20 protein-coding genes are annotated in these 20,267 nt (G+C 72.8%); 9 read left to right on the top strand and 11 right to left on the bottom strand.

Annotation, left to right across the window (positions count from 1 at the left end; all coding sequences use genetic code 11):
• The first annotated feature begins 55 nt into the window (after positions 1 to 55).
• From SM450_RS20920 to SM450_RS20895, 6 genes are read left to right on the top strand one after another with little or no spacing between them, the layout of a single operon-like run.
• The gene (locus SM450_RS20920) at positions 56 to 2,365 is read left to right on the top strand and encodes a sensor histidine kinase (protein ID WP_474621433.1); all 2,310 of its coding nucleotides are present in this window, start codon (positions 56 to 58) and stop codon (positions 2,363 to 2,365) included.
• Complete coding sequence (locus SM450_RS20915; protein WP_091071202.1) at positions 2,362 to 2,754, top strand: roadblock/LC7 domain-containing protein; 393 nt, start codon at positions 2,362 to 2,364, stop codon at positions 2,752 to 2,754. Before SM450_RS20920 ends, SM450_RS20915 begins: the two co-directional genes overlap by 4 nt.
• On the top strand, positions 2,751 to 3,731 hold the full coding sequence (locus SM450_RS20910; RefSeq protein ID WP_474621432.1) for a TAXI family TRAP transporter solute-binding subunit: 981 nt from the start codon (positions 2,751 to 2,753) through the stop codon (positions 3,729 to 3,731). The genes SM450_RS20915 and SM450_RS20910 overlap by 4 nt, the downstream gene beginning before the upstream one ends.
• A gap of 45 nt (positions 3,732 to 3,776) precedes the next feature.
• A complete protein-coding gene (locus SM450_RS20905; protein WP_474621431.1) occupies positions 3,777 to 4,631 on the top strand; it encodes a MerR family transcriptional regulator in 855 nt (284 codons plus the stop codon).
• Between the two features lie 46 nt (positions 4,632 to 4,677).
• Entirely contained in the window at positions 4,678 to 4,935 is a 258-nt protein-coding gene (locus tag SM450_RS20900; RefSeq protein WP_474621430.1) for a type II toxin-antitoxin system Phd/YefM family antitoxin, read from the top strand.
• The gene (locus SM450_RS20895; RefSeq protein WP_474621429.1) at positions 4,920 to 5,318 is read left to right on the top strand and encodes a type II toxin-antitoxin system VapC family toxin; all 399 of its coding nucleotides are present in this window, start codon (positions 4,920 to 4,922) and stop codon (positions 5,316 to 5,318) included. Before SM450_RS20900 ends, SM450_RS20895 begins: the two co-directional genes overlap by 16 nt.
• A 72-nt stretch (positions 5,319 to 5,390) precedes the next feature.
• On the opposite strand, the gene rox is transcribed toward SM450_RS20895, so the two are convergent.
• Positions 5,391 to 6,821, bottom strand: coding sequence for a rifampin monooxygenase (gene rox, locus SM450_RS20890; RefSeq protein ID WP_474621428.1), 1,431 nt, complete (start codon positions 6,819 to 6,821; stop codon positions 5,391 to 5,393).
• Positions 6,822 to 7,044: 223 nt separating this feature from the next.
• Here rox and SM450_RS20885 point away from each other — a divergent pair, with 223 nt between their 5' ends.
• Complete coding sequence (locus SM450_RS20885) at positions 7,045 to 7,239, top strand: FitA-like ribbon-helix-helix domain-containing protein (RefSeq protein ID WP_474621427.1); 195 nt, start codon at positions 7,045 to 7,047, stop codon at positions 7,237 to 7,239.
• Positions 7,239 to 7,457, top strand: coding sequence for a PIN domain-containing protein (locus SM450_RS20880; protein WP_474621560.1), 219 nt, complete (start codon positions 7,239 to 7,241; stop codon positions 7,455 to 7,457). The genes SM450_RS20885 and SM450_RS20880 overlap by 1 nt, the downstream gene beginning before the upstream one ends.
• On the opposite strand, the gene SM450_RS20875 is transcribed toward SM450_RS20880, so the two are convergent.
• The 10 genes from SM450_RS20875 to ppdK all read right to left on the bottom strand — a co-directional run bounded on the left by SM450_RS20875 (position 7,424) and on the right by ppdK (position 18,097).
• Positions 7,424 to 7,963, bottom strand: a complete 540-nt coding sequence (locus tag SM450_RS20875; RefSeq protein ID WP_474621426.1) for a GNAT family N-acetyltransferase — start codon at positions 7,961 to 7,963, stop codon at positions 7,424 to 7,426. The two genes, SM450_RS20880 and SM450_RS20875, sit on opposite strands and share 34 nt — an antisense overlap.
• A 74-nt stretch (positions 7,964 to 8,037) precedes the next feature.
• Positions 8,038 to 8,574, bottom strand: a complete 537-nt coding sequence (locus tag SM450_RS20870) for a hypothetical protein (protein ID WP_474621425.1) — start codon at positions 8,572 to 8,574, stop codon at positions 8,038 to 8,040.
• Positions 8,574 to 10,466 (bottom strand): DNA primase, encoded by a 1,893-nt coding sequence (dnaG, locus tag SM450_RS20865; protein WP_474621559.1) that lies wholly within the window; start codon positions 10,464 to 10,466, stop codon positions 8,574 to 8,576. The genes SM450_RS20870 and dnaG overlap by 1 nt, the downstream gene beginning before the upstream one ends.
• A gap of 71 nt (positions 10,467 to 10,537) precedes the next feature.
• Positions 10,538 to 10,783, bottom strand: a complete 246-nt coding sequence (locus SM450_RS20860; RefSeq protein WP_474621424.1) for a helix-turn-helix transcriptional regulator — start codon at positions 10,781 to 10,783, stop codon at positions 10,538 to 10,540.
• A gap of 10 nt (positions 10,784 to 10,793) precedes the next feature.
• On the bottom strand, positions 10,794 to 11,645 hold the full coding sequence (locus tag SM450_RS20855; RefSeq protein WP_474621423.1) for an ABC transporter permease: 852 nt from the start codon (positions 11,643 to 11,645) through the stop codon (positions 10,794 to 10,796).
• Positions 11,642 to 12,532, bottom strand: a complete 891-nt coding sequence (locus tag SM450_RS20850; RefSeq protein WP_474621558.1) for an ABC transporter ATP-binding protein — start codon at positions 12,530 to 12,532, stop codon at positions 11,642 to 11,644. The genes SM450_RS20855 and SM450_RS20850 overlap by 4 nt, the downstream gene beginning before the upstream one ends.
• A gap of 285 nt (positions 12,533 to 12,817) precedes the next feature.
• The gene (locus tag SM450_RS20845) at positions 12,818 to 13,654 is read right to left on the bottom strand and encodes a siderophore-interacting protein (protein ID WP_474621422.1); all 837 of its coding nucleotides are present in this window, start codon (positions 13,652 to 13,654) and stop codon (positions 12,818 to 12,820) included.
• A gap of 48 nt (positions 13,655 to 13,702) precedes the next feature.
• Positions 13,703 to 14,935, bottom strand: a complete 1,233-nt coding sequence (locus SM450_RS20840) for a deoxyguanosinetriphosphate triphosphohydrolase (protein WP_474621421.1) — start codon at positions 14,933 to 14,935, stop codon at positions 13,703 to 13,705.
• Positions 14,925 to 15,278, bottom strand: coding sequence for a VOC family protein (locus SM450_RS20835; RefSeq protein WP_474621420.1), 354 nt, complete (start codon positions 15,276 to 15,278; stop codon positions 14,925 to 14,927). The genes SM450_RS20840 and SM450_RS20835 overlap by 11 nt, the downstream gene beginning before the upstream one ends.
• 110 nt (positions 15,279 to 15,388) lie before the next feature.
• Positions 15,389 to 18,097, bottom strand: a complete 2,709-nt coding sequence (gene ppdK / locus SM450_RS20830) for a pyruvate, phosphate dikinase (RefSeq protein WP_474621419.1) — start codon at positions 18,095 to 18,097, stop codon at positions 15,389 to 15,391.
• 308 nt (positions 18,098 to 18,405) lie between these two features.
• On the opposite strand from ppdK, the gene SM450_RS20825 reads away from it, so the two are divergent.
• Positions 18,406 to 20,169 carry a family 20 glycosylhydrolase gene (locus SM450_RS20825; RefSeq protein WP_474621418.1) on the top strand — a complete coding sequence of 588 codons (1,764 nt, stop codon included), beginning with the start codon at positions 18,406 to 18,408 and terminating at the stop codon, positions 20,167 to 20,169.
• Positions 20,170 to 20,267 lie beyond the last annotated feature (98 nt).

The following is a 20,267-nucleotide window of genomic DNA, read 5'->3' as shown; positions in this document are numbered from 1 at the left end:
CACCCGCGTACGCCGGCACCACCGTTCCGCGGACCGTGCCGGGCGCCTCCGATCGGTGCGCGTCCAACTGCTCGCGCCGATCCTGGTGGCCACCGCCGGTCTGGTGGTGCTCGGCGCGGCGCAGGCCGGCGCGGCGCTTGACGCGTCCGCGGACGCCGACCGGGCGCGCGTGCTGGCCGGCACCGCGACCGCGACCGTCCGGCTGGTGCACGAGCTGGAACGCGAGTTGGCCGAGACGGCCGCGCTGCGCCAGCGCGGCGGTAACGCCGGCCGGCCGCTCGTCGACGCCCAGCGACGCCGGGTGGACGCCGCGGTCGACAGGTACCGCTCGGCCGGCGGCGACGCCCGGCGGGCCGCCCCGGACCTGGCCCGGGTGCTCGACGACGCCAACGGTCACCTCGACCAGCTCGACCCGGCCCGCGCGCTGGCGGTGACCGGGGAGCGCGCCGACCCGGCGTACGGGTCCCTGGTGGAGTCGCTGCTCGCGGTCGCGGACGCGCTGCCCAGCCAACTCCGCGACGCCGGCCTGGCCAACGAGGCACGCGAGGTCGCCTCGGTGGCCGCCCAGGAGCACCTCTCCGCGCTGGAACGCGACCTGCTGCGCGCGGTGTTCGTCCGGGGCGCGTTGGAGCGTGGCGAGCTGGCCCGGCTGGGCCGGCTGCGGGGCGCCCGGGAGCAGCGGCAGGCCGAATTCCTCCGGATCGCCTCCGGCCCGGCGAACGCCGCCTGGTACCGGGTGGTCGACGGCACCGACGTGACGGCCGCCCGGCGGATGCGCGACGCGGTGCTGGACACCGACGGCACGCCGGAGTCGCTGCGCACCGACGGCGACGCCTGGTACGTGGCGCAGAGCGGCGCCATCCGCCGGTACAACCTGCTCGGCCGGGAACTCTCCGACGACCTGGACACCGACGCCGCCGAGCTGGCCGGTGACGCCCGGCTGCGCGCGCTGCTGACCGCCGCCGCGACGAGCGCCGTCGCGCTCGGCTCGCTTGTCACAGCCGTGCTGCTCGCGGTACGCACCAGCCGCCGGCTGCGCCGGTTGCGGGTCGCGGCGCTCACCATGGCGAACCGGGAGCTGCCGGAACGGATCACCGCGATCGCGGCGGGCGAGGGCGCGCCGGTGGCGGGTCCGGCCACCCGGATGACCGACGGGATCCGCCGGGGGCAGGACGAGGTGGCGCAGGTCGCCGAGGCGTTCGACACGGTCAACCGGGCCGCGCTGCGCCTCGCCGGTCAGCAGGCCGAGCTGCGGCTGGACGTCACCCGGATGGCCGAGGCGCTGGCCCGGCGCATCCGTACGCTGATCACCCGCCAGCTCCGGCTGCTCGACGACTTCGAACGCGAGGAGACCGACCCGGACGCGCTGGCCCGGCTGTTCGCGCTCGACCACCTCGCCGCCCGGTTGCGCCGCAACGGCGAGAACCTGCTGGTCCTCGCCGGCGGCGAACCCGGCCGGGGGCACGAGGGCGCGTTGCTCCTGGACGACGTGGTGCGGGCGGCGGCGTCCGAGATCGAGGACTACCCGCGGGTGGAGATCGACGTGCCGGCCGCCGCGGTGCACGGCGCGGCGGCCGGCAACCTGGTGCACCTGCTGGCCGAGCTGCTGGAGAACGCCACGGTCTACTCACCGCCGGAGTCCAGGGTGCTCGTCGACGGGCGGCGCACCGTGGACGGGCTGGTGCTGCGCGTGCACGACCAGGGCATCGGCATCAGCGACAGCCGGTTGGCCGAGATCAACGAACGGCTCGCCGCGCCGGCCACCCTGTCAAGCGCCGCCGCCGGGAGCATGGGCCTGCACGTGGTGGCCCACCTGGCCGCCCGGCACGGCATCCGGGTGCAGTTGCACCACCTCGGCGGCGGAACGGTGGCGCAGGTGGAGGTGCCCGAGTCGGCGCTGACCCGGGTCGAGGCGGTGACCCGCCGGCCGGCCGCCGACCGCCGGCCGCCGCACGGGCCCGCCGCGCCCTGGTTCAAGCCGGGGGCCACGGCGGAACCGGTCGCCGCGGCCGGCGGCCTGGTCACCGCCGCGCCGACGGCCGGCCGGCCGCCCGGCGTGCGCGGTGTGCGCGGCGTCGCCCCGGTACGCCCGCCGGGCAACGCCCTGCCGGTGCCGGTCGAGGCGCGGATCCGGCCGGTGAGCGCCCCTCCGTCGCCGGTGTCGACCACCGGCGCGGGCCTGCCGCGCCGGACCCGGGGCGGACACCTGCCCGCGCCGATGCCCAGCACCACCACGCCGCCGCCGGCGACGGACCTGCTCGACCCCGAGGTCGTACGCGCCCGGCTGTCCGCGCTCGCCGCGGGGGTCGCAAGCGCGACGCGCCGTGCTTCGAACACCACCACACCCACCGGGAGAACGCCATGACCACACCCGTTACCGCCGGACTCGACTGGCTGCTGGCGAATTTCGCCGAGCAGGTGCCGGACGTCTCGCACGCGCTCGCGGTCTCCGAGGACGGGCTGCGCCTGGCCTCCTCCCCGGACCTCTCCGCCGACCAGGTCGACCAGCTCGCCGCGGTGATCAGCGGCCTGGCCAGCCTGACCGTCGGCGCGGCCCGGCTGATGTCGGCCGGCCGGGTACGTCAGCAGATCGTGGACATGGACGGCGGGGTGATGCTGGTGATGGCGGTCGGCGAGCGGGCGTTGCTCGGCGTGCTCGCCGCGCCCGGGTGCGACCTGGGCCAGATCGGCTACGAGACGGCGACGCTCGTGCAGCGGGTGGCGGAGGCGCTGGAACCGGCGGTCCGGCAGTGACCCGCCGCCCGCTGGGGTTCGTGGCCGCCCTGCTGTCGGTGGTGTTGGTGGCGGCGGGGTGCGGCGCCGGGGAGCCGGAGACCCAGGCGTGGCACGGCGGGCGGATCTTCCTGGCCACCGGCAACACCACAGGCGTCTACTACCAGCTCGGCGGCGGGTACGCCGACCTGATCAGCCGGCACCTGCCCGGCTACGAGGCGCGGGCGGAGCCGACCGGCGCGTCGGTGGAGAACATCACCCGGGTGGCGAGCGGCGACATGGAGATCGCGTTCAGCCTGGCCGACACCGCCGCGGACGCGGTCAGCGGGCGGGGCATCTTCGACAAGCAGCCGCAGCCGGTGCGGGCGCTGGCCCGGGTCTACAGCAACTACACCCACGTGATCGTCCGCGCCGACGGCAAGATCGGCAGCTTCGCCGACCTGCGCGGCAAGCGGATCTCCACGGGCTCGCCGAAGTCCGGCACCGACATCGTCGCCGGACGCCTGCTCACCGCCGCCGGCATCGACCCGGACCGGGACATCCAACGGGTCAACCTGTCGCTGCCGGAGACCGTCAAGCGGATGCGGGCAAACGCTCTGGACGCCATGTTCTTCTCCGGCGGGCTGCCCACCCCGGGCATCAAGGACCTGCTCTCCGTCGCGCCCGGGAAGTTCCGGCTGCTGCCGCTGAGCGACCTGATCGAGCCGCTCGGCGCCCGCTTCGGCCCCGTCTACACCACCGCGATCCTGCCCAAGGAGGTCTACGGCACGCCGGAGCCGACGCCTACCATCACGGTGGCGAACGTGATCCTGGTGGCCGCGGACATGCCCGACCAACTCGCGTACGACCTGACCCGGGTGCTCTTCACGTGGCAGGACGAGCTGGCCCAGGTGCACCCGGAGGCGGCGAACTTCACCCGTTCCAGCGCCGCGCTCAGCGATCCGATCCCGTTGCATCCGGGCGCGCGGCGGTTCTACCGCAGCGGCGGCAACCGCTGACGTTCTTGACCCTCACACCGTGTCAGGGCCGATGCTGAGCAGACCATGTTCAGTATCGGAGAGTTCGCCGGCCTGGGCCGGGTGTCGGTGCGCATGCTGCGCCACTACGACGCCATCGGCCTGTTGCGTCCCGCCCACGTCGACCCGCACAGCGGCTACCGCTTCTACACCGCCGTGCAACTGCGCCTGCTCAACCGGGTGACCGCCCTGAAGGACCTGGGCTTCAGCCTCCAGCAGGTGCAGACACTCATCGACGAAGAGGTGGATCCCGCCGAGCTGCGCGGCATGCTGCGCCTGCGACGGACCGAACTGGCCGCGCGGATGCGGCAGGACACCGCCCGCCTGGCCCAGGTCGACGCGCGACTCCGCATGATCGAGAGTGAGGGACACATGGACACCGGAGACGTCGTCCTGAAGAGCATCCCGGCGATCCGGGTGGCGCAACTGTCCGGCACGGCCGCCGGCTACGACCACCCGACGTCGATCACCGAGAACCTCACGCCGCTCTATCCCCGGCTGATGGAGTCGCTGGAGCGGCACGGGGTGGCCATCACCGGCGCGCCGATCGCCTGGTACGAGCCGGCGCCGTCCGAGCCGGGCGACGAGACGATCCGGGTGCACGCGGCGTTCCCGATCGGGACGGCCGAGGGGCACCCCGCCGCCGAGTTCGAGGTGGTCACGCTTCCCCCCATCGAGTACGCGGCCACCGCGCTGCACCACGGCCCGATGTCGGAGGCGTTCCGGACCGGGGAGAAGCTCGCCAACTGGATCGACGACAACGGTCACCGGGCGGTCGAGCCCGGTTTCGCCCGCGAGGTCTACCTGGACTGCCCGCCGGACGAGTTCGACAGGTGGGTGACCGAGATGCAGGTGCCGGTGCGGACCGCGACAGCGTCGTGAGCCGCGGCGGCGGCCAAGAAGTCTGATTATCAGATACACTTGCGGCATGCGTGCCATCTCGGCCACCGAAGCGTCGAGGAGATTCTCCGATCTCCTCGACGCGATCGAGCGCGGCGAGAGCGTCGTCGTCACGCGCGGAAACCGCCCGATCGCGGAGATCCATCCAGCACACCGTCGCACCGGTCGCGACCTTCGAGCCGCACTGACCGACGTCCCGTCGCCCGATGATCACTTCGAACGGGACATCGCCGACGCCCTCGGCTACGTGACGAGCGAACGGACGGATCCGTGGGCCGACGCCTGATCCTCGACAGAAACGTCCTCATCGCCTACGAACGCGGCACACCCGACCGTGCCTCGCTCGACGAGGACGAGCTGGCGATCGCCGCCGTCACCGTCGCCGAATACCGGGTCGGCATCGAACTGGCCGACACCGTCGCCCGCGCGGCCGACCGGGCGCGAGCCCTAGCGGCGATCGTCAGCGCTGTCGATGTCCTCGACTACACCGAGGCGACGGCCGCCCACCACGCACGACTCATCGCACACGTACGCCGCGCCGGGACACCGCGCGGTGCCCACGACCTGATCATCGCCGCCCACGCGGCCGAAACCGGACGAGCCATCCTGAGCCGGGACGCGAAAGCCCGCTTCGGAGACCTGCCCAACGTCCTGGTGGCGGAGGTCTGAGCGGCGGGTGTAACACCATGGGCACCGCTGACTCGCTCTGGCGCCCATGGTGTTACACCGCCCGCCGGTCGATCAGGCCTCGGCCCCGAACCACTGCGGCAGCCGGTCGAGCAGCTCCCGCTGGTCGTCACCGACCCAGGCCACGTGCCCGTCGGGCCGCAACAGCACGGCCGGCGCGTCCAACTCCTCGCTGACGTCGACGACGTGGTCGACCCGATCCGCCCAGCCGGCCACCGAGAGCCCGCCCGTCTGGTCCAGCAGCAGCCCACGTCCGGAGTGCATCAGCCCGTACAGGCTGCCCCGCTTCAGTCGCACGTCCCGCAACCGGCGGCCGAGCAGCTCGTGGCCCTCGCCGAAGTCGTACCGGACCGAGATCGCGGTGATCTTCTCGATCAGGTGGCGGTTCACCTCCTCGAAGTCCATCAGCTCCGTCATCAGCCGCCGGACCGCCTGCGGGCCCGACTCCAGGGACATCAGCTCCGTCTGCGCCCGGGTGTTGTCGAGCACGTCCGCCGCCACCGGCCGCCGCTCGGTCTCGTACGTGTCGAGCAGACCCGCCGGCGCCCACCCACCGACTTCCGCGGCCAGCTTCCAGCCCAGGTTGAACGCATCCTGGAGACCGAGGTTGAGCCCCTGTCCGCCAAGTGGCGGGTGGATGTGCGCCGCGTCGCCGGCCAGCAGCACCCGACCGACCCGGTAGCGATCGGCAAGGCGGGTGGCGTCACCGAAGCGGGAGAGCCAGCGCGGCGAGTGCACCCCGAAGTCGGTGCCGGCGGTCGCCCGCAACTGCTGCGTGAACTCCTCGAAGCTCGGCGGTGCGGTGCGGTCCTCCGCCACGCCGGCCGCGGGCACGACCACGCGGTACAGCCCCTCCCCGTCCCCGACCGGCCCGGCGCCGAACCGAAGCTGCGTCTTGCGCACCTCCGTCATCACCGCGATCACCTCGTCCCGCGGCGCGGTCAGCTCCATCACGCCCAGCAGCGTCTCGTATCGGGTGGGCTCACCGGGAAAACCGACGCCCAGCAGCTTGCGCACCGTGCTGCGACCGCCGTCGCAGCCGACGAGATGCCGCGCGCGCAGCTGGGTGCCGTCGGCCAGCTCGGCTGTCACTCCGCCCTCGTCCTGGCTCAGCCCGACGAGGTCGCTCCCCCGCCGGATCTCGGCGCCGGCCTCGGTGGCGTGCTCGGCCAGCAGGCGCTCGGTGACGGGCTGCGGGATGCCGAGGATGTAGCTGTGCGCGGTGTCCATCCGTTGCGGCCACGCCTTGGCGATGCCGGCGAAGTAGCCGCCGAGTTGGAACGTCTGCCCGGACGCGAGGAACCGCTCCAGCAGGCCACGCTGTGCCAGCACTTCGATGCTGCGGACGTGCATGCCCAGCGAGCGGACCACGACGTTCGGCTCCGGCTCCCGCTCCAGCACGACCACGCCCACGTCGTGCAGCCGCAGCTCGGCGGCCAGCATCAGGCCGGTCGGCCCGCCACCCACGATGATCACGTCGATCATGGAATCCCCCGTTTCGATGTCGCCAGGTCGGCGTCGAACGGAGATTCTTCAACAGCACCCGGGTCTTGCCACAAGACCCGGGGTGCGATATACGTTGATAGTGGCAGGGAGCGGTCGACTCCTTGCCTTTCTTTTTACCCCGAGCGTCCCGGCCGACGACCTACGGTAACCGTCAGCCATACGGCGCTAGCATTGCTCTCATCTGCTCAGATGGGAGGAGAACGTGGCAGCCCTCAGCATCAGAGACCTCGACGACGCAGTCCGAGAGAAGTTGCGTCTCCGCGCAGCAGTCGCCGAGGACTCTCCGGGGACCGATCTGTTCGGTGCGCTCACCGACCGGTTCAACCGGCTAGGTGGCGTCGAGTTGGATCTGCCCGCCCGCTCCACTCGAGCCCGCGCGGCGAGCCTGCCCGAGTGATGATCGTTCTTGACACCAACGTCGTCTCGGAACTCATGCGGGCCGAGCCCGAGCCCGTGGTGCTGACATGGCTTCGGCAGAGTTCAAGCACTGGCCTGTACACCACAGCCGTCACTGTCGCCGAGATCCGCTATGGCATTGCGCGACTGCCGGAGGGGGAGGACTTCGCCGACACAGGCATCGGCTACGGCGTCCAGTCGCGCCGCAGCAGACCGTAGATCGCCAGGTCCGCGAAGCCGTCACCGTCGTACGCGCGCTCCCGCTGGGTGCCCTCGTGGGTGAAGCCGCACGTCTCGGCGGTTCGCCGCATCGCCGTGTTGCCGGCCAGCGTCTCGATCTCCAGCCGGCGCAGGTTGCGGTTGCGGAAGCCGTACCGGCAGAGCAACCGGATCACCTCGGTCCCGTAGCCCTGGCCACGCGCCTCGGGGAGTAGCGAGATGCCGAGGTGGGCGTACCGCTCGAACGCGCTGATCCCCCACAGCGAGCAGCCGCCGAGGAACGTGCCGTCGGCCACGGTCTCGGCCAGCAGCGACACGGAGGTGCGGCCGTCGGGCGGCTCGCTGCCCTGCTTTTCCAGCCGGGCGCGGACCTGGCCGACGTGGCGCGGCAGGAACGGCTCGCCGTCCGTGAGCAGGTGTAGCTCGGGGTCACCGTCGAGCCGGAAGATGTTCGGCGCGTCGTCGGGCGTGGGCGGGCGCAACCGGACCCGGTCGGTGGCGAACATCCCGCGACGCTAACAGCCGGTATGGAACTCCGACGACCCGAATTCAGCGCAGCTCGAACCCGCGCCGGTCGCGCTCAGGCGTCGGCGGGTGTGGTCGCGGCGCGGGCCTCGCCGACCAGGCGGCCCGTCTCGGCGACCACCGCCTCGTCGTCGGCCGGCGTGCCCGGGTCGTAGCGGACCGTCCACGTCAGACCGTCGACCCCGGACACCCGCCGGGCGGCGATCCGGCCGGCACCGCCCGGCACCTGATGGTGCGCGGTGTACGCCACCGAGCCGGTCACCCGGGCCCGCACCTGGTGCGGCAGGTCGCCCGGATCGAGCAGCAGGTAGGTCTCGGCCGGGGCGTCGGCGACCACGAGGTAGCCGTCCCGCTCCCCGACCGGCTCGGCCGGGGTGACGGTCAGCTCGCGGCCGGACCAGATCGCCTTGAGGATGTCGTGCCACCCCAGGCGGTGGCCGCGACCGGGCAGCCACAGCCCACGGTTGGTGGCGACAAGCACGCCGTCGCCCTCGCCGTTGCCGGCGGCGGCCCAGGCGAGCACCCGTTCGTCGGCGGCGAGCGGCGGCCGGTCGGCCGGCGGCAGCTTCGGGCGGCGGCGGAACAGCCCCATCACAGTCCTCCCGCGGCCTGCTCGCGTAGCGCCCGCGCGTGCTGCTCAAGCGAGAGCAGCTCGCCGAAGAGGGCGAAGTATTCGTCCTTGTTGCTCACCGGGTTGATCCGCTGGATCTTCGACTTGAGGTCCCGGATCCGGCCGGTGACCGAACTCCACTGCAACCGGGCCATGGTGACCGAGACGTACCTCGGGTCGACCTCGCCGTCGATGCGCAGCGGCTCCACCGCCAGCTCGCCCACCAGGGCCTGGGCGGCCAGGTCGGCGCAGGCGTCGCGGACCCGCCCGATCCAGACCGCGCCGCCGGTGGCGCCGGCCGCCCCACCGGCCTCGGCGACGGCGGCGCGGACCGCGGCGTGCACCGGGTGCTGGTAGTCGGTGACCTCGACGGCGTCGAACATCGGGCCGGCCAGCACCGGCTCCTGGAGCGCCAGCTTCAGCGCCTCCCGCTCCACCATCGACCGCGGGCTGTCCACGGCCGGCGTGGTGGGCCCCGGGCGGGACGGCGCGGGACGGCCGCCGCCCGGCTCGGCGTGCGCGGCGGTGAGCACGGCGCGCTGCACCGGCTCGATCTCCATGCCGAGGTCGCCGGCCAGCTTGCGGACGTACTCCGGACGCTTCTCCCGGTCCTTGATCTTCGCGACCAGCGGCGCGGCCCGGCGCATCGCCTCGACCCGGCCGTCGACGGTGTCGAGGTCGAACCGGGTGATCACGTGCCGGAGGGCGAAGTCCACGAGCGGCTCGCGGCGGGCCACCAGGTCGCGGACGGCCAGGTCGCCCTTTGCCAGCCGCAGGTCGCACGGGTCCATGTTGTCCGGGCTGACCGCGATGAACGTACGCCCGACGAAGCGCTGGTCGTCCTCGAAGGCCCGCAGCGCGGCCTTCTGGCCGGCGGCGTCCCCGTCGAACGTGAAGATGATCTCCCCGGCCCGCTCGTCGCTGTCGAAGAGCACCCGGCGCAGCACCGAGATGTGGTCCGAGCCGAACGCGGTGCCGCAGGTCGCCACCGCGGTCGGGACGTCGGCGAGGTGGCAGGCCATCACGTCGGTGTAGCCCTCCACCACCACCACCTTGCCCTGCTTGGCGATCTCCCGCTTGGCCTGGTCGATGCCGTAGAGGACGTGCGACTTCTTGTAGATCGGCGTCTCGGGGGTGTTGAGGTATTTCGGGCCGTCGTCGTCGTCGAACAGCTTGCGGGCGCCGAAGCCGATCACGTCGCCGGTGATGTCCCGGATCGGCCACATCAGGCGACGCCGGAACCTGTCGATCAGCGAGCCGGACCGGGCCGGGCGGGACAGGCCGGCGGTGACCAGCTCGTCGTGGCTGAAGCCCCGCTGGCGCAGGTGTTTGGTGAGCAGGTCCCACCCGTCGGGGGCGAACCCGCAGCCGTAGCGCTCGGCGGCGGCCCGGTCGAAGCCGCGCCCGGCGAGGAACTCCCGGGCCGGCCGGGCGCCGGCGGTGGTGAGCTGGGCGCGATAGAACTCGACGGCGGCGGCGTGCGCGGCCACCAGGCGCTGCCGCTGCCCCTGCTGCGGGCGGGCACGCGGCGTCGACCTGTCGTCCTCGACGTAGCGCAGTTGGATGCCGGCCCGGGCGGCGAGGCTCTCGACCGACTCGATGAACCCGAGGTGCTCGGCGTCCATCAGAAACTTGATCGCGTCACCGCCGACCCCGCAGCCGAAGCAGTAGAACACGTTGCGGGCGGGCGAGACGTTGAACGACGGGCTCTTCTCGTCGTGGAACGGGCAGAGCCCCTTGAGGTTGCCGCCACCGGCCGACCTGAGCGTCACCACATCGGAGATGACGTCCGCGATGGCGGTGCGCTCGCGGACCAGCGCGATGTCCTCGTCCCGGATCCGCCCCGCCATGACCGCCACCCCCTCGGCGTACATCCTGCCCTGCCGGACCGACGATCCGGCGGCCGGGGGCACGGGCGTGTGGCCCACGACGCCCGCACCCGGGCTCAGGCCGAGCGGACGGCCGGGGCGTCGCCGATCCGCGGGAACGGCTCGATGGAGAAGACCACCTCGACCGGCACCTCGAAGTACGCGGCGATGCGCAGCGCCAGGTGCAGGCTGGGCCGGAACTCGCCGCGTTCCAGGTAACCGACGGTCTGGTAGTGCACACCGAGCGCGTCGGCGAGCTGCCGGCGGGAGATGCCCCGTTCGGCGCGCAGCACCGAGATGCGGTTGTGCACGGTCTCGCTCATCGACGCCCTCTCATCCGACCCGCCGCATGGCCCGCTCCTGCCGGGCCGCGACCCGCGAGCCGGACTCCCGGCGGGCCATCCGTCGCAGCACCACCGGGGCCAGCACGAGCCCGAGCACCGCCCAGGCGCCGAGCACGCCGAGCGTCTCCAGGTGCCGCCAGGAGCCGCCCAGCTCGACCGCCGCCAGGTCGGCCGGGAGCATCGCCGAGCGCATGCCCAAGCCTAGCCAGTAGAGCGGGAAGACCTGGGCCACGCCCTGCACCCAGCCGGGCAGGTCGTTGATCGGATAGAAGATGCCGGAGAGCGCGATCAGGCCGAAGATCGGGAGGACCACCAGGCCCATGTTGCGCGGGTTCTCGATCACCGAGCCGATCACCGCGCCCAGCGGCAGCGTCGCCACCAGCCCGAGCGGCACCACCCAGGCCAGGGTGAGCCAGGCGCCGGGGTCGCCGAGCCGCAGCCCGTCCAGGAGGAACAGGCCGGGGGTGAGCTGGATGGCCAGGCCGATCAGCGAGACGGCCGAGATCAGCACCAGCTTGCCGACGAGGTAGCCGAGCATGCCGTCCGGGATCGCCTTGGCGCGCAGCAGCGTGCCGTCCTCCCGGTCCACGATGAGCTGCTGGGCCAGCCCGAGCAAGCCGCCGAAGAGCATGCCCATGCCGAGCGCGCTGGGCAGGGTCCGGGCGCCGAGGGAGAAGTCCGTGCCCGGCACGGTCGAGCCGCGCATCCAGAACATGGCGACCAGCAGCACCACCGTCGGGAAGAGGTAGTTCCACAGGTCCTGGCCGTTGGTGAACGTGGCGCGCAGCTCGATCAGGCCGCGCCGCACGCCGGCCCGAAGCGCGTTGGTGGTCGGGTTCATCGCGTCGCCTCCTGCTGCCACACCCGCTCGGCCCGGCCGGTGCGGATCCCGGTCTCCTCCTCGTGCACGAGCGCCAGGTAGGCGTCCTCCAGGCTGGCCCGGCGCACCTCCAGCTCCCGCACCCGGTCGCCGTGCTCGCGGAGCAGGTCGCGCAGGAAGCCGGTGGCGTCGGCGGTGGCATGCACGTAGCGCTCGCCGTCGCGGGTCCACCGGATCTCGGCGTCCCCGGCGACGCGGCGGGCCAACTGGTCCGGTGAGCCCTCGGCGATGATCAGGCCGCCGGCGAGGATGAGGATGCGGTCGGCCAGCTTCTCCGCCTCGGCCAGGTCGTGGGTGGTCAGCACGATGGTGGTCGCGTCGGTGTCGGTGAGGCGGTGCACCAGCTCGTGGAACTCGCGCCGGGCCGCCGGGTCGAAGCCGACCGTCGGCTCGTCCAGGAAGAGCAGCTCCGGCCGGCCCACGATGCCTACCGCCACGTCGAGCCGGCGGCGTTGCCCGCCGGAGAGCCGGGCCACCCGGGTGTCGGCGTGCGCGGTCAGCCCCACCGTGGCCAGCAGGTCGTCGACCGGCCAGGGCCGCCGGAACCGGTCGGTCGCGTACGGCGCGTAGAAGTCGCCGAGGTGGGCCAGCAGCTCCCCGACCCGCCACTTGCCGTGGTCGCGCCAGGACTGGAGCACGACGCCGAGCCGGGCCCGCCACCGCTCGTCGCCGTGGGCCGGGTCGACGCCGAGCACCCGGACCGTGCCGGCCGAGGGCAGCCGGAAGCCCTCCAGGATCTCGATGGTGGTGGTCTTGCCGGCGCCGTTGGGCCCGAGCAGCGCGACCACCTCGCCGGGCCGGGCGGTGAGGTCGACACCGTGCAGCACGTCGACGGCACCGTAGCGCATGCGCAGATCCCGCACGTCGAGGACGAGATCCTCGTCGGGTGGCCCGGTCGGCGCGACGGCATCCAGAGAGTCGGTCGCAGTCATGCCCCAGAATGTAGCACCTCTACTACATGCAGATACACACCCGCTCCATGCTCGAACGGTGCGCCCCCGGGTAGCTCCTCCAGCCCAGGCCGGCCCCGTCGATCTTGGACTTGTGGTGCCAACGTTTGCGGCTTGTGCACCTTTTCTTCGGTGCCACAAGTCCAAGATCGACGTCGGGGTCGGGGGGCGGGGGCGGGGCGGTCAGGCCGGGACGGCGGCGGCCTCCTCGGCCTCGACCTCGGCGTTCCACGTCTGCTTGGTGGAGCGCCAGCCCTCGTCGTCCAGGCCGCGTCGCCAGTAGCCGGAGATGGACAGGTCGGCCCGGGGCACGCCGCGCTCGACCCGCAGCAACCGGCGCAACTCCTTGACCGCGCCGGCCTCGCCGTGCACGAACGCGTGCACCCGACCCGGCGGGAACTCCAACGCGGCGACCGCCTCGACGAGCGGCTCGCCCGCCGGCCGTCCGGCGCGGTGCAGCCAGCGCAGCTCGACCGCGCCCGCGCTGGTCAGCGGCAGCTCGTCGGCCGGACCCTCCACTTCGACATAGACCTTCGCCGGCGCGCCAGCCGGCAACCGTTCCAGGGCGGCGGCGATCGCCGGGAGCGCGCTCTCGTCGCCGGCCAGCAGGTGCCAGTCGGCCATCGGGTCCGGCGCGTACGCGCCACCGGGCCCGGCGAACAGGACCCGGTCGCCCGGGCGCAGCCCGGCCGCCCACGGGCCGGCCAGGCCCTCGTCGCCGTGATAGACCACGTCCACGGTCAGCTCGCCGGCCGTCGCGTCCCAGGCCCGCACCGTGTACGCGCGCAGCCGCGGCCACTGCTCGGCCGGGAACTCGCGCCTGATGGTCGCCATGTCGATCGGGTGCGGATAGGTCACCCCGTCCGGCGGGAAGACGAACTTCACGTAGTGGTCGGTGTACGCGCCCACCGGCAGGCCGGTCAGCTCGGCGCCACCAAGCACGAGCCGGATCAGGTGCGGGGTGGGCCGCGCGGTCCGGACGACAGTGGCGGCGGTGAGCGACTTCGGGCGTTCCGTCATGCGGGTTAGGCTACCCTAACCGAGCGGCCCGGTCCGCCGGCCGGGCGGTCAGCTCGGCGACACCAGGCGGGCGTGCCAGGCCAGCGCCGCCGGATCGGTGAGCGACGCCACCTGGTCGATCACCACGCGCAGCCGGGCGGCGTCGTCCGGAGCGTCGCGCCAGAGCGGGGCGAAGACCGGATCGAGCGCGTCCGGGGCCCGGTCCAGCAGCGCGGCAACCAGCTCGGCCAGGATCGCCCGCTGCCTGTCGTAACGACCCCGGGCGCCCGGGCGGCGCATCACGTAGCGCAGGGCGATGCCCTTGAGCAGCGCGCACTGCGCCCGGATCCGACGCGGCACCACCAGGTCGGCGGCATAGCGGCGGTGCGGCCCGGCGCCGTGGCGCGCCTCGGTGGCGGCCACCACCGTCGACACGAACCGGCCGGTGAGCACACTCGTGGTGGCCTTCAGCGCGGCCATCGCCCGATGGCTCCCGTCGTACGTGGCGAGCGGGGCGAGCGCCGGCTCGGCGAGCAACTCGGCCAGCACCTCACCCAGGTCCTCCGGCCCCTCGCCGGAGTAGGCGGACGCCACGTCGGCGCAGAGCGCCCGCCGCTCGTCCGGGTCGGCGAGCAGCGGGCGCAGGTCGACGTACCCGCCGTGGATGCCGTCCTCGACGTCGTGCACCGAGTACGCCACGTCGTCGGCCCAGTCCATCACCTGGGCCTCCAGGCAGCGCCGGCCACCTGGCGGGGCGCCGGCGCGCAGCCAGTCGAAGACCGGACCGTCGTCGGCGTACACCCCGAACTTGCGCTCACCGGGCCGGCGCGGCCACGGATATTTACCTACCGCGTCGAGCGTGGCCCGGGTGAGGTTGAGCCCGGCGGACCGCCCGGCCGGGGTGAGCACCTTGGCCTCCAGCCGGGTGAGCACGCGCAGCGTCTGCGCGTTGCCCTCGAAGCCGCCGACGGCGCCGGCCAGCTCGTCCAGGGCGTACTCGCCGTTGTGGCCGAACGGTGGGTGGCCCAGGTCGTGCGCCAGCCCGGCGGTGTCCACCACGTCGGGGTCGCAGCCGAGGCGGGCGCCCATCTCGCGGGCGACCTGCGCCACCTCGAGCGAGTGGGTCAGCCGGGTACGCAGGAAGTCGTCGGTGCCGGCGGTGTGCACCTGGGTCTTCGCGGCGAGCCGACGAAACGCCGCCGAGTGCAGCACCCGGGCTCGGTCCCGCTCGAACGGCGACCGGCCGTACCCGGTGTCCTTGGGCGCCTCGGCGACCAGCCGGGCCGCGTCGTCAGCGTGCACGCGCCCGCAGGACGCAGAACTCGTTGCCCTCCGGGTCGGACAGCACGGTCCACTCCACGTCGCCCTGCCCGAGGTCGACGTGCCGCGCGCCCATGTCGACGAGCCGTTCCACCTCAGCCTCCAGATCGGTCGGGCGCAGGTCGATGTGCAGCCGGTTCTTCCCCTGCTTCGGCCCGGAGACCGGGACGAAGACGATGCCGGGGAGGGAGTCGGGCGTCCGGCGGATCTCCACCTCGTCCGGCTTGTCGGTGATCACCTGGTAGCCGAGCGCCTCGGCCCACCAACGGGCGAGCCGGGACGGGTCCTGGGCGTCGACGGTCAGGTTCTCCCAGACGGCGGTCATGCGGCCATCCCTCCCGATCAACACGTGGCGGAAGCTCAGGTTACGCCGGAGTGCCCGGATTGGCGCGCCAGCGGGCCGCCGGTGGTCACCGACGGCCCGCCCGGACGTGCTCAGCGTGAGTCGGAGCCGGTCGTGCTGATGGCCGCGCGGCCGGCCTCCAACCGGGCCACCGGCACCCGGAACGGCGAGCAGGAGACGTAGTCCAGCCCGACGGAGTGGAAGAAGTGCACCGAGTCCGGGTCACCGCCGTGCTCGCCGCAGACGCCGAGCTTCAACCCGGGCCGGGCCGCCCGGCCCTCCTCGGCGGCGATCCGGACCAGCCGGCCGACCCCGTCGGCGTCGATCGACTCGAACGGCGAGATGCCGAAGATGCCCAGCTCCAGGTAGCGCCAGAAGAACGCGCCCTCCACGTCGTCGCGGGAGAAGCCCCAGGCCATCTGGGTCAGGTCGTTGGTGCCGAAGGAGAAGAACTCGGCCGCCTCGGCGATCTGCCCGGCGGTGAGCGCCGCCCGGGGCACCTCGATCATCGTGCCGATCAGCACCTCGACGCCGCTGTCCCCGACCACCTCGGCAATGATCCGCTCGGCCTCGGCGCGTACCGTCTCCAGCTCCTGCACGGCCCCGACCAGCGGCACCATGATCTCCGGACGGGCCGACCCGCCGTCGCGGGCCACCGCGACGGCGGCCTCGGCGATGGCGCGGACCTGCATCGCGAACAGGCCCGGGATGACCAGGCCGAGCCGGACCCCGCGCAGGCCCAGCATCGGGTTCTCCTCGTGCATCCGCCGGACGGCGGACAGCAGCGCCTCCTCCTTCGCCACGTCCTCGCCGCGCTCCTGCGCGACCGCGACGTTCACCGCGAGCTGCTCCAACGGCGGCAGGAACTCGTGCAGCGGCGGGTCGATCAGCCGCACGGTGACCGGCAGTCCGTCCATCTCCCGGAAGATCTCCACGAAGTCGTCGCGCTGCAACGGCAGCAGCGCGGCCAGCGCGTCCTCCCGTTCCCGGCCGCCGCCGGCGAGGATGAGCCGCTCGACGAGCTCCCGACGGTCACCGAGGAACATGTGCTCGGTCCGGCACAGGCCGATGCCCTCGGCGCCGAAGCGCCGGGCCCGCGCCGCGTCCGCGCCGGTGTCGGCGTTCGTCCGGACCCGCAGCCGCCGCGCCGAGTCGGCGTGCGTCATGATCCGGTGTACGGCCCGGACCAGCGGGTTGTCGATGTGCTCCGGGTCGAGGCTGCCCTCGAAGTACTGCACCACCTCGGAGGGCATGACCGGCACCTCGCCCAGGTAGACCTTGCCTGTGGTGCCGTCGATCGAGATCACGTCACCCTCGCCGACGGTGTGCCCGCCCACGGTGAACCTCTTCGCCGGGACGTTCACCTCCAGCTCGTCGGCGCCGGAGACGCAGGTCTTGCCCATGCCCCGGGCCACCACTGCGGCGTGGCTGGTCTTACCGCCGCGCGAGGTGAGGATGCCCTGGGCGGCGATCATGCCGGTGAGGTCGTCCGGGTTGGTCTCCCGGCGGACCAGGATCACCGCCTCCCCCTCGGCGGCCAGCTCGACGGCGCGGGCCGAGGTGAAGACCACCTTGCCGGACGCGGCGCCCGGTGACGCGCCGATGCCGCTGGCCACCGGCTCGAACTCGTGGTCGAGCTGGAAGCGCGGGAACATCAGTTGGGCGAGCTGCGCGCCGTTGACCCGGTGCAGCGACTCGTCCAGGTCGATCAGGCCCTCGTCGACGAGCTGCCCGGCGATGACGAACGCGGCGGCGGCGGTACGTTTGCCGACCCGGGTCTGGAGCATCCAGAGCTTGCCGCGCTCGATGGTGAACTCGATGTCGCAGAGATCCTTGTAGTGCTCCTCCAGCCGGGCCATGATGCCGAGCAACTCGTCGTACGAGGTCTTGTCGAGCTGCTCCAGCTCCTGCAACGGCACGGTGTTGCGGATGCCGGCGACCACGTCCTCGCCCTGCGCGTTGGCCAGGTAGTCGCCGTAGATGCCCTGCGCGCCGCTGCCCGGGTCGCGGGTGAACGCGACGCCGGTGCCGGAGTCCGGTCCGAGGTTGCCGAAGACCATGGAGACCACGTTGACGGCGGTCCCGAGGTCGGCCGGGATGCGCTCCTGCCGGCGGTAGAGCACCGCCCGCTCCGCGTTCCACGACTCGAACACCGCGCGGATGGCCAGATCGAGCTGCTCCCGGGGCTCCTGCGGGAACTCCCGCCCGGTGTGCTTGGCGAAGATCTTCTTGTACGTGTCGACGAGCCCGCGCAGGTCGTCGGCGTCCAGGTCCAGGTCGTCGTGCGTACCCTTGGCGCGCTTGGCCTCGTCGAGCGCGTGCTCGAACTCCTCGCCCGGCACCTCGCAGACGGTCTTGCCGAACATCTGGATCAGCCGCCGGTAGGAGTCCCAGGCGAACCTGTCGTTCTGACCGGCCTGGCTGCTCAGGCCGATCACGCTGCGGTCGTTGAGGCCGACGTTGAGGACGGTCTCCATCATGCCGGGCATGGAGAACTTGGCGCCGGAGCGTACGGAGACCAGCAGCGGGTCGTCCGGGTCACCGAGGCGGCGGCCCATCTCGCGTTCCAGCGCCTCCAGGTGCGTCTCGATCTGCCCGGCCAGCCCGTCCGGCTCGCGCCCGGTCGTCAGGTACGCCTGGCATGCCTCGGTGGTGATGGTGAAACCGGGCGGGACGGGCAGGCCGAGGTTGGTCATCTCGGCCAGGTTGGCCCCCTTGCCACCGAGCAGGTCCTTGAGGTCCTTGTTGCCCTCGGCGAAGTCGTAGACGTACTTGTGCTCGACCGTTTCTTGCGATGCCACCAGAGCCTCCCACGCGCGCCATTGACACTTAACGAAGGTTCAGTTCGGACATACCCCGGGAGCGACCACCGGCAATCCCGGCTCGTCAGCGATCGGTGGGCGAAGGTTAAGCGAACTTCGCGGGACCTGGGACCGTTCGGTGACTATTGGCACAACAGTCACCCCTGCCCGCGTCCGTACCGGTTTTTGGGAACGCTTCCATGAGCAGGAACACGCAATTCCGATTCACCTCGTACTCTTGACGGCACTGGATATCGCCGAACCTCACCTTTGCCATATCCCGCGCGAATACCCCTCGGAGCGTTGCCGTGCCGACCAGCCCCACCAGCCCCGAGACCGGCCCGACGTCGGCTGGTCCGACCCCTGTCGACCGCCTGCCCGGTGTCCCCACGGACGCCGCCGAGCTGGCCGGCGTCGCCAGCGGCCAGGCCGCCGACCTGCTCGCCCCGCCCGCGCCGGTCCGCCTCCACGACGTGGTGCCCGCCCCCGAGCGGGTCCGGCCCGACCCGACCGGCGACTTCACCCTGCGCGCCGACGCGGCGCTGCGGGTGGACCCCGCCGGCCGGGACGTGGCCGAGCACCTCGCCGGCTGGCTGCGACCGGCCACCGGTTACCCGCTCCCGGTGACCGACACCACGACTCCCGACGCGGACGGTCCGCTGACGCTCACCCTCGCGTCGGACGGCGGCGGGCCGGGGCTCGTCGCGGGGCCGAGGCTCGTCGCGGGGCCGGACGGCGGGCTCGTCGCGGGGCCGGACGGCGGCGGTGGGCTCGGGGACGAGGGCTACCGCCTCGACGTCACGGCCGGCGGCGTCCGGATCACGGCCGACACGGCGGTCGGCCTGTTCCACGGCGCGCAGACGCTGCGGCAGCTCCTGCCCACGGCGATCGAGAGCGCTACCCCGGCCGGAGAGCGCTGGACGGTGCCCGGCGGCACGATCGTCGACCGGCCGCGCTTCGCCTACCGGGGCGTCATGCTCGACGTCGCCCGGCACTTCTTCGAGGTGGCGGACGTGCTGCGGGTGATCGACCACCTGGCCCGCTACAAGCTCAACCACCTGCACCTGCACCTCACCGACGACCAGGGCTGGCGGATCGCCGTCGACTCCTGGCCCCGACTCGCCGAGGTCGGTGGCGCCACCGCGGTCGGCGGCGGCCCCGGGGGCTGGTACAGCCGGGACGACTACCGGCGCATCGTCGCGTACGCCGCCCGCCACCACGTGACAGTGGTGCCCGAGATCGACCTGCCGGGGCACACGAACGCGGCGCTTGTCGCATACCCCGAGCTGGCACCCAGCAAGATCGCGCCGCCGCCGTACACGGACACCGAGGTCGGCTTCAGCTACGTCGACCCGGCCGACGAGCGGACGTACGCCTTCCTCGCCGACGTGTTCGGGGAGGTGGCCGCGCTGACTCCCGGTCCGTGGCTGCACCTCGGCGGCGACGAGGCGTTCAAGGTGCCGGCGGAGAGCTACCGGGCCTTCGTCGAGCGGGCCCAGGCCCTGGTCGCGGCCACCGGTAAGACAGTCGTCGGCTGGCACCAGCTCGCCCCCGCCGGGCACGCCGACGGGCGCGTCCTCCAGTGGTGGGGCACGAACGGCGACGACCCGGAGACGGCCGACGCGGTACGCCGGGGCGCTCGACTGATCCTCTCCCCGGCCAACCACGCATACCTGGACATGAAGTACGCCCCGGACACGCCGATCGGACACGACTGGGCCGGCCTCATCGACGTACGCCGGGCGTACGACTGGGATCCCGACGGTCACGTCCACGGCGTACCGGCCGAGGCCGTGCTGGGCGTGGAGGCGCCGCTGTGGACCGAGTCGGTCACCACCCGCGCCGAGGTCGAGTTCATGCTCTTCCCACGCCTGCCCGCCATCGCCGAGCTGGGCTGGTCACCCCGCTCGACACACGACTGGGCCGGCTTCCGGGAGCGGCTCGCCGGCCAGGGCCCCCGCTGGAGAACTGCCGGGATCACCTTCCACCCCTCCCCCGAGATCCCCTGGCCCCACACCCACACCCCCATCCCCACCCAGCCCACCCGCGGAACCACACCCACCACCCCCTGACCATCCCACCGCCCCGCCCGGACGGCCCGCGAAACGGACGCTGGGGGACATTCGTCGCAACGTGGACGGGTGGGCGGGTGGTGGGCGTCACCGTGGCG

This window comes from Micromonospora marincola (assembly GCF_056150385.1).
The sequence above is the reverse complement of the archived record's forward strand: the minus strand, read 5'-3'. Positions and strand labels throughout refer to the sequence as shown.

What these genes read in the sequence shown, in the direction of transcription:
- SM450_RS20915 (WP_091071202.1), top strand. Translation starts at nt 2,362, where the DNA reads ATGACCACACCCGTTACCGCCGGACTCGACTGGCTGCTGGCGAATTTC.
- SM450_RS20905 (WP_474621431.1), top strand. Translation starts at nt 3,777, where the DNA reads ATGTTCAGTATCGGAGAGTTCGCCGGCCTGGGCCGGGTGTCGGTGCGC.
- SM450_RS20900 (WP_474621430.1), top strand. Translation starts at nt 4,678, where the DNA reads ATGCGTGCCATCTCGGCCACCGAAGCGTCGAGGAGATTCTCCGATCTC.
- rox (WP_474621428.1), bottom strand. Translation starts at nt 6,821, where the DNA reads ATGATCGACGTGATCATCGTGGGTGGCGGGCCGACCGGCCTGATGCTG.
- SM450_RS20880 (WP_474621560.1), top strand. Translation starts at nt 7,239, where the DNA reads ATGATCGTTCTTGACACCAACGTCGTCTCGGAACTCATGCGGGCCGAG.
- SM450_RS20875 (WP_474621426.1), bottom strand. Translation starts at nt 7,963, where the DNA reads ATGTTCGCCACCGACCGGGTCCGGTTGCGCCCGCCCACGCCCGACGAC.
- SM450_RS20870 (WP_474621425.1), bottom strand. Translation starts at nt 8,574, where the DNA reads ATGGGGCTGTTCCGCCGCCGCCCGAAGCTGCCGCCGGCCGACCGGCCG.
- dnaG (WP_474621559.1), bottom strand. Translation starts at nt 10,466, where the DNA reads ATGTACGCCGAGGGGGTGGCGGTCATGGCGGGGCGGATCCGGGACGAG.
- SM450_RS20860 (WP_474621424.1), bottom strand. Translation starts at nt 10,783, where the DNA reads ATGAGCGAGACCGTGCACAACCGCATCTCGGTGCTGCGCGCCGAACGG.
- SM450_RS20855 (WP_474621423.1), bottom strand. Translation starts at nt 11,645, where the DNA reads ATGAACCCGACCACCAACGCGCTTCGGGCCGGCGTGCGGCGCGGCCTG.
- SM450_RS20850 (WP_474621558.1), bottom strand. Translation starts at nt 12,532, where the DNA reads ATGCGCTACGGTGCCGTCGACGTGCTGCACGGTGTCGACCTCACCGCC.
- SM450_RS20845 (WP_474621422.1), bottom strand. Translation starts at nt 13,654, where the DNA reads ATGACGGAACGCCCGAAGTCGCTCACCGCCGCCACTGTCGTCCGGACC.
- SM450_RS20835 (WP_474621420.1), bottom strand. Translation starts at nt 15,278, where the DNA reads ATGACCGCCGTCTGGGAGAACCTGACCGTCGACGCCCAGGACCCGTCC.